The organism is Micromonospora sp. 15K316, from assembly GCF_004348525.1.
Taxonomy (GTDB): domain Bacteria; phylum Actinomycetota; class Actinomycetes; order Mycobacteriales; family Micromonosporaceae; genus Micromonospora.
In genome coordinates, this window is record NZ_SMKG01000124.1 from 1 (window position 1) to 16,580 (window position 16,580).

General features: G+C 74.0%; 18 protein-coding genes. 13 read left to right on the forward strand and 5 right to left on the reverse strand.

Annotation, left to right across the window (positions count from 1 at the left end):
- Window positions 1–8 precede the first annotated feature (8 nt).
- Both E1211_RS21200 and E1211_RS21205 read left to right on the forward strand, forming a co-directional pair.
- Window positions 9–971 carry an SDR family oxidoreductase gene (locus tag E1211_RS21200; protein ID WP_371686185.1) on the forward strand — a complete coding sequence of 321 codons (963 nt, stop codon included), beginning with the start codon at window positions 9–11 and terminating at the stop codon, window positions 969–971.
- Between the two features lie 149 nt (window positions 972–1,120).
- Window positions 1,121–1,888, forward strand: a complete 768-nt coding sequence (locus tag E1211_RS21205) for a polyprenol monophosphomannose synthase (RefSeq protein WP_132350754.1) — start codon at window positions 1,121–1,123, stop codon at window positions 1,886–1,888.
- A gap of 196 nt (window positions 1,889–2,084) precedes the next feature.
- Here E1211_RS21205 and E1211_RS21210 read toward each other — a convergent pair whose 3' ends face one another.
- Window positions 2,085–3,689, reverse strand: a complete 1,605-nt coding sequence (locus E1211_RS21210) for an NAD(P)/FAD-dependent oxidoreductase (RefSeq protein WP_132350755.1) — start codon at window positions 3,687–3,689, stop codon at window positions 2,085–2,087.
- A 72-nt stretch (window positions 3,690–3,761) separates the two neighbouring features.
- Here E1211_RS21210 and E1211_RS21215 point away from each other — a divergent pair, with 72 nt between their 5' ends.
- Window positions 3,762–5,195, forward strand: coding sequence for an aldehyde dehydrogenase (locus E1211_RS21215; protein WP_132350770.1), 1,434 nt, complete (start codon window positions 3,762–3,764; stop codon window positions 5,193–5,195).
- A gap of 59 nt (window positions 5,196–5,254) precedes the next feature.
- Here the strand turns inward: E1211_RS21215 and E1211_RS21220 are convergent, their stop codons facing one another.
- Window positions 5,255–5,656 carry a ChaB family protein gene (locus E1211_RS21220; RefSeq protein WP_132350756.1) on the reverse strand — a complete coding sequence of 134 codons (402 nt, stop codon included), beginning with the start codon at window positions 5,654–5,656 and terminating at the stop codon, window positions 5,255–5,257.
- 208 nt (window positions 5,657–5,864) lie between these two features.
- Here E1211_RS21220 and E1211_RS21225 point away from each other — a divergent pair, with 208 nt between their 5' ends.
- The 4 genes from E1211_RS21225 to E1211_RS21240 all read left to right on the forward strand — a co-directional run bounded on the left by E1211_RS21225 (window position 5,865) and on the right by E1211_RS21240 (window position 8,211).
- Window positions 5,865–6,845, forward strand: coding sequence for a YihY/virulence factor BrkB family protein (locus tag E1211_RS21225; RefSeq protein ID WP_132350757.1), 981 nt, complete (start codon window positions 5,865–5,867; stop codon window positions 6,843–6,845).
- A gap of 45 nt (window positions 6,846–6,890) precedes the next feature.
- On the forward strand, window positions 6,891–7,307 hold the full coding sequence (locus E1211_RS21230; protein WP_132350758.1) for a DUF2795 domain-containing protein: 417 nt from the start codon (window positions 6,891–6,893) through the stop codon (window positions 7,305–7,307).
- Window positions 7,308–7,374: 67 nt separating this feature from the next.
- On the forward strand, window positions 7,375–7,836 hold the full coding sequence (locus E1211_RS21235) for an SRPBCC family protein (protein WP_132350759.1): 462 nt from the start codon (window positions 7,375–7,377) through the stop codon (window positions 7,834–7,836).
- Window positions 7,837–7,950: 114 nt separating this feature from the next.
- Complete coding sequence (locus tag E1211_RS21240; protein WP_132350760.1) at window positions 7,951–8,211, forward strand: hypothetical protein; 261 nt, start codon at window positions 7,951–7,953, stop codon at window positions 8,209–8,211.
- 148 nt (window positions 8,212–8,359) lie between these two features.
- Here the strand turns inward: E1211_RS21240 and E1211_RS21245 are convergent, their stop codons facing one another.
- Window positions 8,360–9,616, reverse strand: a complete 1,257-nt coding sequence (locus E1211_RS21245; RefSeq protein WP_132350761.1) for a sugar MFS transporter — start codon at window positions 9,614–9,616, stop codon at window positions 8,360–8,362.
- A 153-nt stretch (window positions 9,617–9,769) separates the two neighbouring features.
- On the opposite strand from E1211_RS21245, the gene E1211_RS21250 reads away from it, so the two are divergent.
- Entirely contained in the window at window positions 9,770–9,979 is a 210-nt protein-coding gene (locus E1211_RS21250) for a hypothetical protein (protein ID WP_132350762.1), read from the forward strand.
- On the opposite strand, the gene E1211_RS21255 is transcribed toward E1211_RS21250, so the two are convergent.
- Window positions 9,976–10,422, reverse strand: coding sequence for a hypothetical protein (locus E1211_RS21255; RefSeq protein ID WP_132350763.1), 447 nt, complete (start codon window positions 10,420–10,422; stop codon window positions 9,976–9,978). The genes E1211_RS21250 and E1211_RS21255 overlap by 4 nt on opposite strands.
- A gap of 156 nt (window positions 10,423–10,578) precedes the next feature.
- Between E1211_RS21255 and E1211_RS21260 the strand changes: the two genes are divergently transcribed.
- The 5 genes from E1211_RS21260 to E1211_RS21280 all read left to right on the forward strand — a co-directional run bounded on the left by E1211_RS21260 (window position 10,579) and on the right by E1211_RS21280 (window position 15,595).
- Window positions 10,579–10,926 (forward strand): DUF6401 family natural product biosynthesis protein, encoded by a 348-nt coding sequence (locus tag E1211_RS21260; RefSeq protein WP_132350764.1) that lies wholly within the window; start codon window positions 10,579–10,581, stop codon window positions 10,924–10,926.
- 131 nt (window positions 10,927–11,057) lie between these two features.
- On the forward strand, window positions 11,058–13,187 hold the full coding sequence (locus tag E1211_RS21265; RefSeq protein ID WP_132350765.1) for a SpoIIE family protein phosphatase: 2,130 nt from the start codon (window positions 11,058–11,060) through the stop codon (window positions 13,185–13,187).
- Between the two features lie 51 nt (window positions 13,188–13,238).
- A complete protein-coding gene (locus E1211_RS21270) occupies window positions 13,239–13,916 on the forward strand; it encodes an HAD family hydrolase (RefSeq protein ID WP_132350766.1) in 678 nt (225 codons plus the stop codon).
- 95 nt (window positions 13,917–14,011) lie between these two features.
- Window positions 14,012–15,304 (forward strand): sodium:proton antiporter, encoded by a 1,293-nt coding sequence (locus E1211_RS21275; protein ID WP_132350767.1) that lies wholly within the window; start codon window positions 14,012–14,014, stop codon window positions 15,302–15,304.
- A 75-nt stretch (window positions 15,305–15,379) separates the two neighbouring features.
- On the forward strand, window positions 15,380–15,595 hold the full coding sequence (locus E1211_RS21280) for a DUF3072 domain-containing protein (protein WP_132350768.1): 216 nt from the start codon (window positions 15,380–15,382) through the stop codon (window positions 15,593–15,595).
- A gap of 373 nt (window positions 15,596–15,968) precedes the next feature.
- On the opposite strand, the gene E1211_RS21285 is transcribed toward E1211_RS21280, so the two are convergent.
- Entirely contained in the window at window positions 15,969–16,469 is a 501-nt protein-coding gene (locus tag E1211_RS21285; protein WP_132350769.1) for a metallophosphoesterase, read from the reverse strand.
- Window positions 16,470–16,580: the final 111 nt, after the last annotated feature.

Here is a 16,580-nt window from a genome sequence, read left to right on the forward strand (position 1 = left end):
GCGCGGGGGTGGGCCGGGCGGTCGCCCGCGCGTACGCGGAGCGCGGTGCCCGGGTCGCGCTGATCGCCCGCGGCGAGGCCGGCCTGGCCGCCGCGGAACGGGACTGCCGCGCCCGGGGGGCCGCCGACGTCCGCGCCTACCGGGTCGATGTGGCCGACGCGGGCGCGGTGCAGCAGGCCGCGGACGACGTGGTGCACCACTGGGGCATGATCGACGTCTGGGTCAACAACGCCATGGTCTCCGTGTTCGCTCCGACGTGGGAGATCACCGCCCCCGAGTTCCGCCGGGTCACCGAGGTCAACTACCTGGGCACCGTGCACGGCACGCTCGGGGCGCTGCGCCACATGCGGGCGCACGGGCGGGGCGCGATCGTGCAGGTCGGTTCGGCGTTGGCCTACCGCGGCATCCCGCTGCAGTCGGCGTACTGCGCGTCCAAGCACGCCATCCAGGGCTTCAACGACTCGCTGCGGGCGGAGCTGCTGCACGACTGCCCGACCGTGTCCCTGTCGATGGTCCAACTGCCCGCGGTGAACACCCCCCAGTTCTCCTGGGTACGCACCCGTCTCCCCCGGCATCCGCAGCCGGTGCCGCCGATCTTCTCGCCGGAGGTCGCCGCCCGGGCGGTGCTCTGGGCCGCGGACCGCGGCGTCCGCGAGTTGAACGTGGGCGGGCCGACGTGGCGGGCCCGGCTCGGCGACATGTTCCTTCCGGGTCTGCTGGACCGCAAGCTGGCGCGCGACGGTTACGACAGCCAGCAGACCGGCGCACTGATCGATCGGGCGACGTGGCGGGACAACCTGGACCGCCCGGGTGACGACGAGCGGGATCACGGCGCCGACGGCGTCTTCGCCGACCAGGCCCGGCGCCGGTCCCCGGCGCTCTGGGCGGACGTCCACAAGCGGGCGCTCGCCGGGCTGGCGCTGGCCGGATTGACGGCCGCCCTCGCGGGCCTCGCCCGGCACCGCCGCTGAGTCCGGGGGAACGAGCGGCATCGTCGATCGTTCTCGAGAGCGGGGGAGCCGCTCTGCGCAACCCTCCGATCGGGGAGCCTTTACGAACCCGATACGGCAAGTGGATACCCTCTCAAGGAATCCCTGTCGGCAAACCGAGGATGTCCGTCATGATCGAACCCGTGCAGCTCCCCGCTCCGTGGCGGGACGCACGACTGACCGTCGTGGTGCCCACCTACAACGAGGCGGGGAACCTCCCGGTCCTGGTCGAGCGGCTCCTCGCGCTGCCGCTGCCGGGCCTGCGCGTCCTCGTCGCGGACGACAACTCTCCGGACGGCACCGGTGAGGTGGCGGACAAGCTCGCCGCCGAGCACCCGGAACGGGTGGAGGTGGTGCACCGGCCGGGCAAGGAGGGCCTCGGGCGGGCGTACGTCGACGGGATCGGCCGCGCCCTCGACGGCGGCGCAGAGTACGTGGCGCAGATGGACGCGGACCTGTCGCATCCGCCGGAGGCGCTGCCCGGCATGCTCGGCGCGCTCCTGTCGACGCAGGCCGGCGTGGTGATCGGCTCCCGGTACGTGCCCGGCGGCGAGCTGGACGAGAACTGGCCGTTCTACCGCCGCGCGCTCAGCGGCTGGGCGAACCTCTACGTGCACACGCTGCTGCGGGTCCGGATCCGTGACCTCACGGCCGGTTTCAAGATCTGGCGCGCGGACGCGCTGCGCGACATCGGGCTCGAACGGGTGCAGTCCAACGGTTACTCCTTCCAGGTGGAGATGCACTACCTCGCCACCAAGCTCGGCCACACCATCCTCGAGGTGCCGATCCGGTTCGAGGAGCGCCGGGAGGGCGTCTCGAAGATGACCACCGCCACGAAGATCGAAAGCGCGCTGATGCCCTTCAAGCTGCGTAACAAGCACCGCAACGTCGTCCGCTGAGATCGTTCTCGCGGCCGTCGCCGGGGTAGGGCGGGGCCCGGTCCATCCGGGCCGGCCCCGGCCGCTGCTTGATCGACTCGATTGCCTTGAAATCGGGGTGTCCGACCGGTCCGGTCACCCCGACCTGCGTCAACGTCGGGTCGATCAACCCGGCGGACGACCGGGAGCAGGCCGCGCGCCCCGGCCACCGGATGGCTCACCCGTAGATGGCGCGCTGGGCGGTGCCGATCGCCGAGGCGTAGAGGCCGCCGGTCAGGGCGCGGTCGCGGGCCAGCGCGGCCCGGGCGGCGTTCGCTCCGGGAGCGCCGTGCACCCCGCCGCCGGGATGCGCGGACGCGCTGGCCAGGAAGAGCCGGTCCACCGGGGTGTCCGCTCGGCCGAGGCCGGGCACCGGGCGCAGGAAGAGCTGCTGGTACGCGGCCGAGGTGCCGCCGCCCACCGCCCCGCCGATCAGGTTCGCGTCGTCCTGCTCCAGGTCGGCCGGGCCGGCCACGTGCCGCCCGATGATCAAGCTCCGGAACCCGGGCGCGGCCTCCTCCAGCACCTGCTCCATCCGCTCGACGTGCCCGGCGATCTCGTCGGCCCGCCAGCTGCGCCGGAACGGCAGATGGGTGTACGACCACAGCGACTCGGTGCCCGGCGGCGAGTGACTCGGGTCCGCCACGCTCATCTGCCCGACCAGCAGGAACGGCCGCCGCGGCAGCTCCCTGCGGGCCAGCTCCGCGGCGTAGCTGGTCAGGCCGTTCAGGTCCGCGTTGAGGTGCACCGTCCCGGCGGAGGCCACGGCCGGGTTGCTCCACGGCACCGGCGCGGAGAGCGCCCAGTCCACCTTCAGGGTGGAGCCGTCCCAGCGGAAGTGCGAGAGGTCCTCCACCAGCCGGGGCGGCAACGCCGCCGCGCCGACCAGGTCCAGGTAGAGCGCCGGGGCGGGCACATCGGCGAGCACCGCACGCCGGGCCCGCCACAGCGCACCACCGGCCGTGCGTACCCCCATGGCCCGCCCGCGCGCGGTCAGTACCCGGTCCACGCGCGCGCCGTAGAGAATCCGCCCACCCCGTTCGGTCAGCCGGGCCACCAGCGCGTCGGTGATCTTCTGCGATCCGCCCTCCGGCACCGGCCAGCCGACCTGCTGGCCGAGCATGGCGAGCAGCCAGCCGTACACACCGGAGCCGGCCTCCTCGGGCGACAGATCGGTGTGCAGGGAGCAGCCGGCCAGCAGCGCGGGTCCACCCTCACCGTCGAACAGCTCGTCGGCGAGCTTGCGGATCGGCACGACCAGCCGTCGGGCCAGCCGCAGTGCCCCGGAGACCCGCATCCGGCGGAGCAGGGCGAGCCCGCCACGCACCGGTGGGAACGGAGTGGTGATCGTCTCCATCATCGGCTCGGCGACGTCGATCCAGTCGTCGTAGGCGGTCAACCACCGCTCGCCGTCGCCGGGGGCGAACGCCTCCAGCGAGGCGGCCGTGACGTCGGGATTCCGGTTGAGCACCGCGGCCCGGCCGTCGGGCAGCAGGTGCGCCAGCACGTCCGGGGAGTGCCGCCAGCTGAGCCCGTATCGGCCCAGGTCGAGTCGGCGCAGCACCGGGGAGGCGTACCCGAGGGGATAGAACGCGCTGTAGAGGTCGCTGAGGTAACCGGGGGCCGTCACCTCGGCCGACCGGACCGCGCCGCCCGGGGTGGCGTTCGCCTCCAGGACGATCACGTCCCAGCCGGCGTCCGCCAGCATGTTGGCGGCCACCAGGCCGTTGTGCCCGGCCCCGACAACGACGGCGTCCGCGCTCTCCGCGCCGGTGGGACTCATCGGATCCGCCTACCCTGCCTGGAACCGGGCGAAACGCGTTTGCCTCGGCGGGACCGGGGCATGCAGCGCCGCATGTACACGGTTGCGCAGCTGATAGGTGGGGTCTGGGGCGCCGGTGGCGAGGAGGGCGAGTTGGTCGTGCACGACCCGGCCGACGGCTCGCCGGTCAGCTCGGCCCCGGTCGCCACGGCCGACGTGATCGGCAAGGCGGTCGACGCGGCCCGGGAGACCGAGTCGGAGTGGGCGTCGACCCCGCCGGCGGAGCGGGCAGCGGCGCTGCGCCGGGCGGCGGACGCGGTCGAGGCGATCACCGACGAGCTCACGGCGGCGGTCACCGCCGAGATGGGCAAGCCGTTGGCGGACGCGCGCGGCGGCGTCGAGGCGGGGATCGGCACGCTGCGACAGTACGCGGAGCTCGCCCCGGTACGCGGTGGACGTACCCTGCACGGCGGCCACCACGCGATCGACTTCATGGTGCCGCAGCCACACGGGGTGGTCGCCGTCATCACTCCGTGGAACGACCCGGTGGCGGTCTCCTGCGGCCTGCTCGGCGCGGCACTGGTCACCGGCAACGTGGTGCTCTACAAGCCGAGCGAGCGTACGCCGGCCACCGGCTGGCTGCTCGCGAAGGCGCTCGACGAGGCCCTGCCACCCGGCGTGCTCTCCCTGCTCACCGGCGGCGCGGAGACCGGGGCGGCGCTCGCCGCGCAGCGCGTGGACGTGGTGGCACATGTCGGCTCCACAGCTACCGGCCGGGCGATCGCGGCGGCCACCGCACGCACCGGAGCGAAGGCGCTGCTGGAGAACGGCGGCAGCGACCCGCTGATCGTGGACGGCGACGTCGATCCCGTCTGGGCCGCCCGGGAAGCCGCCCTGGGAGCGTTCGCCAACGGCGGTCAGATCTGTGTGGCGGTCGAGCGGATCTACGCCCACCGCGACGTGGCCGAGGACTTCGTGGCGGCGCTCGTCGACCGCGCCGCCCAGTTGCGGGTGGGGCCCGGCCGAGATCCGGACACCGAGCTCGGCCCGCTGGTCGACCGGCGGCACCGCGACCACGTACACGGCCAGGTCACCGCGGCGGTGGCGCAGGGCGCGCGGGTGCTCACCGGCGGCACGCTCCCCACCGGGCCGGGCGCGTTCTACCCCGCCACGGTGGTCGCGGACTGCCGTCACGACATGCCGCTGGTGCGGGACGAGACGTTCGGGCCGGTCGCCCCGGTCGTGGTGGTGGATTCGTTCACCGAGGCGCTGCGGTGCGCGGCCGACTCGCCGTACGGGCTGGCCGCCACGGTGCTCACCGGGTCGATGAGTCACGCCCACCGGGCCTGGCGCGAGCTGCCCGTCGGCACCGTCAAGATCAACGCGGTGTTCGGCGGCGCCCCCGGCGGGGCCGCGCATCCGCGCCGGGCCAGCGGCCAGGGCTTCGGGTACGGGCCGGAGCTGCTCGACGAGTTCTCCGCCGTGAAGGCCGTGCACATCGAGGCGCCGGGCGGCGGCCACTGGTGACCGACGTGACGGGTGGCCGCCCGGCGCTCGGGCGGCCACCCGTCGGGGTGCGGGCCGGATCAGCGGGCCCGCGCCTGTGTCGTCTTCCGGTTGTTGGCCTTCTGGATCGCCTTGACCAGCTCCGGCTTGTTCATCCGGGACCGGCCCGGCACATCCAGTTTGCGGGCGACCTTCATCAGGTGGTCCTTTGTCGCGTTCGCGTCCACGCCACCCGCCGTGGGGGCGCGGCGCTCCGGGCCCCCACCGGCCGCCTGCCGGTCGCTCGGGCCCTTGCGGCCCTTCGACTCCCAGTGGTCGCCGACCTTCTCGTACTGGTTCTTCACCGCGGCGAAGGCGGTCCGGTGTGCCCGCTCCCCCTCGCCGTACGTCTCCACCGCCGAGTCGTGCGTCTTCTCCCAGGTGCGCTGGGCCTTCGCCGGGGAGCGCCGCAGCGTGCTGGGCAGTACCTCGCGCCCGGGCATCTCGTCCTCCTCCGCGTCGATGGGCGAAATTGTTCTGCGTTTGACCGTTCCCCCCGGGGCGGTGGCGCAAACCGGCGCCGGTCACCGCGGCGTGGGCCGGTTTGCCGACATTCGGCCGTGGGTACCGGAACACGTGCGGAAGGACCCTTTCCGGACCGAAGCCGGCCGAGAAGGGACCTTCCCCCACGGTTCGGGCAGGGAGCGGGACATGACGACGACGGACCAGAGCGCCCCGGCCACCGGTCGACCCGGCCCGCGCCTGCCCCGGCGGGTACGCCAACTGAGCCGGCGGACCTGGTTCGGGGTGCTGGTCCGCAGCGTGCGGAACTTCGTACGGGACAACTGCGCCGACTGGGCCGCCGCGCTCACCTACTACGGGGTGCTGGCGCTCTTCCCGTCCGCCATCGTGGTGGTGGCCCTCGTCGGTCTGGTCTCCGACGGCGAACGGACCGTGGACACCGTTCTGGAGCTGGCCCGCCAGGTGGGTGCCGGCTCGGTGGTGGCGAACGAGAGCTTCGTCGGCGTGGTCCGGACGGTGGTCCAGCAGGAGAGCTCCGCGAGCGTGCTGCTGAGCTTCGGTCTGCTCGGCGCGCTCTGGTCCGCGTCCGGCTTCATCGGCGCCTTCACCCGCGCCTCGAACGCGATCTACGGGGTGGCCGAGGGGCGGCCGTTCTGGCGGCTACGGCCGTTGCAGATCGGGCTGGCGGGGATCTCGCTGGTGCTGCTCGCCGCGGTGGCGACGGGGCTCATCGTCAGCGGTCCGGTCGCCGACGGGGTCGGTGACCTGCTCGGCGCGGGCGGACTGGCCCGGACGGTGTGGAGCGTGGGACGGTGGCCGGTGCTCGCCCTGATCATGATGGTGCTGTTGTCGCTGCTCTTCTGGATCGCCCCGAACGTACGGCAGCCCCGGTTCCGCTGGCTCACCCCCGGCGGCGCGGTGGCGTTGACGGCCTGGGCCCTCGCCTCCTTCGGCTTCGGCGTGTACGTGGCGAACTTCGGCTCGTACGACGCCACGTACGGCAGTCTCGGCGCGGTCATCGCCTTCCTGGTCTGGCTCTACCTGTCGAACTCCGCGTTGATGCTGGGCGTGCAGATCAACGCCGAGTTGCAGCGTGGCCGGCGATTGCAGGCCGGCGAGGAGGCGCCCGAGGAGCCGCTGCTGCCGCCCAAGGCGCCGGCCGGTTCGTGACCGCCTGCCGGTTTGACGCCGGTGCCGTCGGGTAGCGCAGAAGGCATGGAGCGTGGCAACAGCAAGCACGGACCGAGGATCGACGAGCAGATGAGCCAGGAGGTCAGCGGCCTCGTGCAGGGGCCGGGGACCGGCGGCTCCCGGGTCGACGAGTCCCGGGTGCCGGAGCCCGCGGGCGAGGACCAGCCGGAGGCGACCACCGCGCCCGCCGGCGAGCTGCGCAGCGGAGCGCCCAAGGGCATGAGCTCGCAGGACGTCGAACGCCGCAGCCGGTTCGGCCGGTTCATCACGATGAGCGCGCTGCCCGGTGACCGGGAAACGCTGATCGCGAACGCTCGGGACAACGACGCACCGGACGACATCGTCGCCGCGTTGCAGACCCTTCCCGACGGCACCCGCTACCAGACGATCTCCGAGGTCTGGGCCGCGCTCGGCAACAAGAACGAGACGACGCGCTGGTGACCGCCGCGGGACACGATCCCGACCGGCCTCTGCGACGGTTTCCGGCAAGAGTGAGGGAGGATGCCTGATGAGTGGCGTGACCGAACACGTGGACGTCTCCGTCCCGGTGCGGACCGCATACGACCAGTGGACCCAGTTCGAGGAGTTCCCGCACTTCATGGAGGGAGTGCAGGAGGTCCGGCAGCTGTCGGAGACGATGACGCACTGGACCGTCGAGATCGCCGGGGTGAAGCGCGAGTTCGACGCCGAGATCACTGAGCAGCTCCCGGACGAGCGGGTCGCCTGGCGATCCACGAACGGCACCCAGCAGGCCGGTGTGGTGACCTTCCACCGGTTGGACGCGGAGAACACCCGGGTGAGCCTCCAGCTGGAGTTCGAGCCGCGCGGCGTGGTGGAGCAGGCCGGCGACAAGATGGGCATCGTCGACCGGCGCGCCAAGGGTGATCTGGAGCGGTTCAAGCAGTTCATCGAGCGGCGCGGGCAGGAGACCGGCGCCTGGCGCGGCAAGGTGGACCGCCCGCAACCCTGACCCCCACGAACCCCCGACATCGACGCTACGACGGCCGCCGGATCGATCCGGCGGCCGTCGCCGTTCGCGCCCGCCGCGCTGTTTGCGCCCAGCACGCCCGGGTACGGCCATGACATGACGGACAAGAAGAAGGTGTGGCGGAACGAGGAGCGGACTTCCGTGGAGGAACTGGCACGGGCTGTCGCGGGCTCCTCGATCGACGGGCAGGGCGACGACGTCACCGCCAACGACGCGGGCGAGGAGTCGGCGTTCGGTCACGGACCCGAGGCCGTTGACCGGGGCGGGGAGGCCGCCGGCGCCGGCCGGGAACCGACGGATCCCGACCGGGCCTACCGTCCCTCGACCACCGGACGCACCGGCCCGGACACCCTCTGACGCCCGACGCCCCGGCCCTCGCCGACAGCGGCGGGACGGGGCGTCCGGCGTACCGGACGGCCCGGGTGCGCGAATCGGCTCAGCTCGCCGCGGCGGGCCGGGGCGTCCGGCGTCCGGCGTGCGGGACGGCGTCGCTGCGCGAATCGGCTCAGCTCGTCGCGGCGGGCCGGCGGGACGCCGCCGCGTGCAGGGCGATCAGCGCCACGGCCAGGGCCAGCAGTGCCGGCCCGAGCGCCTGCACCGAGGTGTGCGAGATGAGCAGGCCGATCCCGGCCGGCACCAGAGCAGCGCCCAGCGCGGAGGTGCCGACCTGCAACCCGATGGTCCGCTCCGCGTGCGCCGCGCCGACCCGGTCGGCGGTGGTGAGGGTGAGCAGCGGGAAGACCGGCGCGGCGGCGAAGCCGACCACCACCAGCCCGAGCACCGCCACCCAGGCCGGCGCGGGCAGGGCGATCAGCGCCGCGCCCGCCGCCATGCCCAGCAGGCTCGCCCGCAGCACCCGGGCGGATCCGAGTCGCTCGGCGGTCACCCCCTGCACCACCCGGCCCAGGAACAGACTCCCCCAGTAGGCCGACACGCAGAGGCCGGCGATCCCGTCGGCCAGCCCCCGCCCCGAGGTGAGCAGCAGGAACGCCCAGAGCCCGGCGGCGACCTCGACCGCCACGTACACGGCGAAGGCGAGCGCGCCCAGCCAGACCGCCGGCAGCCGCAGCGTCTCGCGTACCGGGACGGGGCGTACGACCGGCGGCGCGGCCGGTTCGGCCACGACGCCCACCGAGCCGGCGGGCCCCGAGACCGCGTCGGCGACCGCCGCCACCGGAGCGGCCGCGGCCGCGTCCCGCTGCCGCCAGGCCCGCACGCTCAGTACGAACGCGGTGGCCAGGGCGAGCTCCGCAGCGGCCACGATCCCGTATCCCCAGCGCCAGCTCTGCCCGGCGCCGAGCGCGCCCGTCATGATCAGCGGCCCGATGGCGACGCCGAGCCCGAAGAAGGCGTGCAGCCAGTTCATGTGCCGGGGCCCGAACGCCCCGGCGGCGTACGCGTTGAGCCCCGAGTCGATCGCGCCGGAGCCGAGCCCGAGCAGCACCGCACACCCGATCACCATGGCCAGGCCCGGACTGACCGCGTAGCCGGTCAACGCCAGGGCGGCCAGGATGGTGCTGCCGGCCAGCAACCAGCCCACGCCGAGCCGGGCCAGCGTGAAGCCGGCCAGCACGCTGGAGGTCAGGTACCCGGCGGTGCTCGCGGTGAGCACCAGGCCGACCGCCTCCGTGGGCACGCCGAAGTCGGCCGAGATCGACGGCCAGCCGACGCCGATCAGGCCGTCGGGCAGGCCGAGGCTGACGAAGGCGAGGTACGCCAGCAGGAGCAGGGCGGCCCGGGGCCGCGCGGAGGTGGTCGACACGAAGGCACATCCTGCCGCCCGGACGCCCGGCGGGCCAGAGCCGCGTCCCTCACCCGAACGGCGGTCCACCGGATGGTCCGAAAAACGGACAGCTCATCCAGAATCGGCCGAACGGAGGACGGCAATGCCCTCGTATCGCGTAAGACTTTCCGGATGCCACAAAGCACCGGAATCCTCAGCGCGCGTCAGCGCCGCCTGGCCTGGCTCGGCTTCCTGCTCGCCGCGCTCCAGGCCCCCGTCTCCGCCCGGCTCGTCTCCGACGACTCGTGGTTGTTCAGCCTCTGCGTCGCGCTGATGGTGGCCACCGTGCTTCTCGCCGACGACGCCCGCCGGCGGACGGCCGACGCCCGCGCGAACGACTAGTCACCGACGCCCGGACGCGCCTCGTGTCCGGGCAGTCCACGGGTGCGCCGCCGCTCCTTCATCTCCGCCTCGTAGAGGTGGCGCCGGCCACCTACCAGTTGCTCGCGGGCGTACCGGTCGAGCTCCCGGAAGAGCGTGTAGTAGCCGTCGTCGAAGTCCTCGACGATCTGGAAGGTCCAGCGCCCGGCGATGACGTTGCGCCCCAGCAGCTGCGTACGGATGCGCTCGGCGGTCTCCGGGTGCCCGGCGTCGCGGAACATCTCCACCGCGTCGTCGAGCATCAGGTCGGCGTGCCCGATCAGCTGGTGCAGCGAGTAGAGGTGCCCGCGTGCCCGTTCCACGCACTCCAGGGCCTCGCTGAGCTTGCCCAGCGCCGCCACGGTGCCGTCGCCGACCCCTGCCGGGCGCCGATGCGCCTCGTCGGGTCCGTCCTGCTGCGCCATCGTGCCTCCGTGCTCCTGCCAAGCCGCCCCGGTGGACGGTTCCGCTCGGCCGCCGGCGGCCCCCGCCGAACCGGACCTGCCGAGCCGTGGCCGGCCTCACACCGCCGGGGGAGGCAGAGGTCGGCCCAGGTGCGGCCTCGGTTAGCGTCGTTCCCCATGCGTGTGCCGTTCAACCGGGTCGCCCCCCATGCCGTCGACTCGGCACGGTCCGCCCTCGCCGTCCTCGCCGGCGCGGTCGGCGACGGTCTCACCGCCATTGCCGACCGCCCGGGCCTGCACGCCCTGGTCGATCAGCACGCCGCCGCCGTACGCGACAGCCTCGGCGGTGACCTCCACCCGCTGACCGTGGCAGTGCTCGCCGGCTACCTGGAGGGCCTGCTGACGGCCGCGTCGGAGCGCGGCTGGCGGCCGGTGGCCGGCCCGGTCGACTGGTCCGACCCGGACTGGCTGCGCATCCGGCTGCTCGCGGTCCACTACCTGGCCCGCACCCTCGCTCCGGCCTGAGGCGCCGACCGGCCCGAACGCCGCCACACCGGCGGTGCGGTGGTCGTCCCGACCTGCTTCGACGGGACGCGCCGCGACGCACCGCGCATGATCGGAAACTGCGGAGCCGGTCCTCGGGCTAGGCTGCGGGCATGCCAGGAACGGTCAGGCGGGTCCCCACACCGTCGGCGCCGCTGTCCGGGTCACCCGTCCGGACCGGCGCGGCCGCCGCCGTCCTGGCGTACGACTGGGCCGGCACCCCGCTCGGGCCACGCCAGTCCTGGGATCCGGCGGTACGGGCGGTCGTCGACCTCGTCCTCGCCTCGCCGGTGCCGATGGCCCTCGCCTACGGCGACGACCTCCTTCTGATCTACAACGACGGTTACGCCGAGCTGATCGGCGAGCGCCACCCGACGGCCGTGGGACGCCCCGCCGCCGAGGTGTTCCACGAGCTGTGGCGTCTGCCCGGCGTCGGGAACGTGATCGAGCGCGTCTACCGCGACGGGGCGACGTTCCTGGAGAAGGAGAGCACGCTCCCGCTAGTCAGCAACCGCAGCGGGGTGGTCGAGCAGGCCGTCTTCACCTGCGGCTACTCCCCCGTGCGCGACGGCGCCGGGCGCGTCGTCGGGGTGCTCGCCGTGGCGGCCGAGACCACCCACGTCACCCAGCAGTTGCAGAGCCTCAGCGAGGTCGCCGCCGCGCTGGCCGGCACGCTGACCCTGGACGACGTCGCCCGGGTCGCCCTGCGCTACGCGATCGCCGCGTTCGACGCCGATCGGGTCGCGTTCGCGGTGGACGAGGGGGGCGGTGGCTGGCGGATGGTCCGCCGGATCCGGGGCGAGTTGATGGACGAGGCCGACGAGCGGCTCCCCCCGCTGTGGCGGCGTACCCCGACCGACTGGCCGGATCCTCTGGTGCAGGCGGCCAGGACGGGTACCCCGCTCATCACCAGCGCCGGTCAGCCCCTGCGGGAGACCGCCGCCGACCGGCACGACCAGAAGATCGTCTCCCTCGCCGCGGTGCCGCTACGCGCGTCCGTCGTCCGCGGCGGGCTCTCCGTCGGCCACCAGGCCGCGCGCGCCTGGTCCGCCGCGGAGCGCGCGCTGCTGGCCGCGTCCGCGGAGCTCATCGGGCAGGCGGCCGAGCGGGCCCGCCGGTTCGAGACCCAGCACGGCACCGCCCAACTGCTGCAACGCAGCATGCTGCCGGAGCAGCTGCCGGACCTCCCCCGGCTGCGCATCGCGGCCCGCTACGAACCCGGAGTGGACGGCAACGCCGCCGGCGGCGACTTCTACGACGCCTTCCTGCTGCCCACCGGTCAGCTGGGGGTCGTACTCGGTGACGTGGCCGGGCACGACGTACGGGCCGCGGCCCGGATGGGGCAGGTACGCGCGGCGCTGCGGGCCCTGGCCCTGGCCGATCCGCGTCCGGACGCCGTTCTCGCCGGACTGGACCGGCTCGTCGCCAGCCTGGGCACCGAGGCCGGCACCCCCGAGCTCTTCGTCACCGTGATCTTCGGGGTCGTCGACGCCGAACGGCAGGAGCTCTCCCTGGCCAGCGCGGGGCATCCGGCACCGCTGATCCGCCGGTGCGCCCCGGGCGACCGGCCCTACGCCGAGTACGTCGACCTGCCCACCGGCGCGCCGCTCGGTCTCGGCGCCCGGCCGGCCGTGACCACGGTCCGGTTCTCGCCCGGGGACACGCTGTTGCTGTTCAGCGACGGCGTGATCGAGCGACGGCGGCAGAGCCTGAGCGTCGGCCTGGGTACGCTCGCCGACGCGGTGGCCGCTGCCGGCAGCGGCGACCCGCGGGCACTCTGCGCGGTGGCCAGCGCGGCGGTGCCCGAGGCCACCGAGGACGACGTGGCCGTCCTCGCGGTGGAGCACGCGCTGGTGCCCAGCCGGTCGGCGGCCATGGAGGTGCCGGCGGAGCCGACCGCCCCGAGCCGCGTCCGGCGCTGGTTGACAGCGCAGCTGGGCGAGTGGCGGGTGCCGGAGCCGGTGATCAGCGCGGCGGTGCTCTGCACCAGCGAGCTGACCACCAACGCCCTGCTGCACGCCGGCACCGCCGCCCGGGTGGAGATCGACCTCAGCGCCGAGCGGCTGCTGGTCTCGGTCGCCGACTCGGGCACCCGCGGGGCGGTCACCCGCGCCCGGACCGACACGTTGAGCAGCCGGGGCCGCGGTCTCGGGCTGATCGAGGAGCTGAGCGACGCCTGGGGCACCGATCCGACGGTGCGCGGCTCGACCGTCTGGTTCGAGCTTCTGCTCCCCGCCGAGTGAATCGAGCCCTGCCGCGCGTCGCCCCGGGCCGCGGCGGGTAGGAGGACGGCCATGCCTACCGACAACCCCAGCGGCGTCCTCTTCGACGTCGACGGCACCCTGGTCGACAGCACCTACCTGCACACGGTGAGCTGGTGGGAGGCGCTGCGCCAGACCGACCAGCCGGTCCCGATGGCCACCGTGCACCGGGCGATCGGGATGGGCTCCGACAAGCTGCTCGACCACCTGCTCGGCCCGGAGCGCGACCGTGACGCCGACGGGCGACTGCGCGACGCGCACGACACCCTCTACGCCGAGTACTGGGAGCGCCTCACGCCGCTGCCCGGGGCGGCGGACCTGCTGCGGGCCTGCGCCGAACGGGGCCTGCGGGTGGTGCTCGCCACGTCGGCCGCCGAGCACGAGGTCGCCGCCCTGCGCCGGGCGCTGGACGCGGACGACGTCATCGCGGCGGTCACCTCGTCGGCGGACGCGAAGCAGAGCAAACCGGCGCCGGACATCCTGGTCGCCGCGTTGGACCAGTCCGGCCTGCCCGCCGAGCGGGTGGTCTTCGTCGGCGACTCGGTGTGGGACGTCGCCGCCGCCGGCAAGCTCGACATCCCCTGCGTCGGGCTGACGTGCGGCGGGACCAGCCGGGGCGAGCTGGCCGGCGCCGGCGCGGTGGCGGTCTACGACGATCCGGCCGCGCTCCTGGCGGCGCTCGACGACTCACCGCTGACCCGCTCGACGTGAGCGCTGCTCGGGGCTGAGGCATAGCCGGCGCGCCGCCGGGGCAAGGTCTGTCACCACCTGCCCGCACCTCGCGGGCGGCGTTCGGAGGTGGTGCGGTGGAACCGGTGGACGTGGCGTTCGCGGTGGTGGGTCTCGGCGCCCTGCTCGCCGGCGTACTCCCCCGGCTGCTGGAACGCCGGCCGCTCTCCATGCCCATCGCGTTCCTCGGCCTCGGCATGGCGGTGTTCGCGCTGCCCATCGGTCTGCCGGTGCCGGACCCGCTGGCCCGTCCCGAACTGGCCACGCACCTCACCGAGATCGGGGTGATCGTCGCGCTGATGGGCGCCGGGCTGAAGATCGACCGACCGTTGAGCTGGTCGGGCTGGTCCTCCACCTGGCGCCTGCTGGCCGTCGCGATGCCGCTCTGCATCGTGGCGGTGGCCCTGCTCGGCTGGTGGTGGGCGGGTCTGGTGCCGGCTACCGCACTGCTGCTCGGCAGCGCGCTCGCGCCCACCGACCCGGTTCTCGCCTCGGACGTCCAGGTCGGCGAGCCGACCGACGCGGAGGACTCGGAGGACGAGGTGCGGTTCGCCCTCACCTCGGAGGCCGGGCTGAACGACGGGCTCGCCTTCCCGTTCGTGTACGCGGCGATCGCCGTCGCGGGCACGAGCCTCGCCCCCGGCGACTGGCTGGCCCGGTGGCTCACCGTCGACGTCGTCTGGAAGGTCGGTATCGGGGTCGGTGGCGGGCTGCTCGTCGGCTGGCTGCTGGGCAAGCTCTTCTTCCGCGCGCCGAGGCAGCTGCGGCTGGCCCGGCACGCCGAGGGCTTCCTCGCGCTGGCCGCCACCTTCCTGGCGTACGGGCTGGTGGAGGTGGCCGGCGGCTACGGCTTCCTGGCCGTCTTCGTGGCCGCCCGGGCGATCCGGGCCGCCGAACGGACCCACGAGTACCACACCGTGCTGCACGACTTCGCCGAGCAGGTCGAGCGACTGCTCACCGTCCTGTTGCTGCTGCTCTTCGGCGGCGCGGTGGTGGGCGGGCTGCTCGCCCCGCTGACCGTCCCGGCCGCCGCGGTCGGCCTGGTCCTGGTCTTCGTGCTCCGGCCCCTGCTCGGCTGGCTCTCGTTGCGCGGCGCGCCCGGACGACCGGCCGAGCACTGGGTGATCGCGTCCTTCGGCATCCGCGGCGTCGGCTCGTTCTTCTACCTCGCGTACGCGACCACGAAGGCGGATTTCCCACAGGCCGACCTGGTCTGGGCCACCGTCGGGCTGGTGGTGATCGTCTCGGTGCTGGTGCACGGCATCGCGGCGACCCCGGTCATGCAGCTGCTGGACCGTGCCGACGCGCGTACCGGTGATCCTGTGCCGGATCGCCCGGCCGAACCGGCGGCCAGCGCCGCCACGGGTTGAGCCGGCCTGTCGCCACGCGCATGAACCGGCGAGGCCGGGGGTATTGGCACACCTGTTCGACGAGAGGTGGAGATCATGACGGACCGCAGCAAGGCCGAGGTCAACCCGCAGGGCGCGATCAAGGACCCCGACGAGTGGCTCACCGGCGCGGAGCCGCCCACGGCGGCGCAGGAGTCGTACCTGACCACGCTCGCCCGGGAGGCGGACGCCGAGGTCCCCGACGGGCTCACCAAGGCGGAGGCGTCCAAGCGGATCGACGAACTCCAGGAGGAGACCGGCCGGGGCCAGTGACGCTGGCGAGGTCGCCGGGTCGGGCCAAGGCGGCCTCGGGCCCCGACCGGCGGGCCGGCCGTACGTGCGCGACCCGCGCCGCGGATCGCGCGTAAGTACGCGACCGCGCCAGCGGCCGCAACCATCGTGGTGAGCCCGATACCTCAGAGGCATAAATATGCCTGTGAGGTATCGGGCGCGCGACGGCCAGTGGCGTCGCCGCGCCGCACACCGGCCCGCGACGCGCTTCGCTCGGCCGACACCGTGCATCGCCCGGCCGGCACCGGCCGGCACCGCGCTTCGTTCGGCACTGGCAGGTCGGCGTCGGGTTCGGCGGCACTGGCAGGTCGGCGCCGTGTTCGGCCGGCACCTGGCCTGGGCGGGGCGGGGCCACTCAGCGCGGCGGGAGCCGGTGCAGCTCGACCCGGTCGAGCCGACCCGCCGCGACCCGGGCGGAGAGGTAGGTGGCGTACGGCTGGGCCCGCCGGTCGGTCGGCGAACCGGGGTTGAGCAGCCGCAGCCCACTCGGGGCGACGGTGTCCCACGGAATGTGGGAGTGCCCGAAGACCAGCAGATCCGTGTCCGGGAAGCGGGCGGCGCAGCGCTGCTCACGGCGGGTACGCGGCCCCGTCTCGTGCACCACGGCGACCCGCAGCCCGTCGAGCTCCACCCGGGCGACCTCGGGCAGCCGGGCCCGCAACGCCGGGCCGTCGTTGTTGCCGTACACACCGACCAGGCGTCGGGACCGGGCCTGCACGGCGTCCAGCAGCGATTCGTCGATCCAGTCGCCCGCGTGCAGCACCACGTCGGCCTCCTCGATCGCCGTCCAGAGCGGCACGGGCAGGTCCCGCGCCCGCTTCGGCACGTGGGTGTCCGCGGTGATGACGAGGCGCACCCGCCCATTCTCGCCGAGCGGGCCCGGCGACGCGCGGCGTCACCGGGCGGCGCGGTGGCGTTACCGGGCGGCGCGGTGGCGTTACCGGGCGGCGCGGTGGCGTTACCGGGC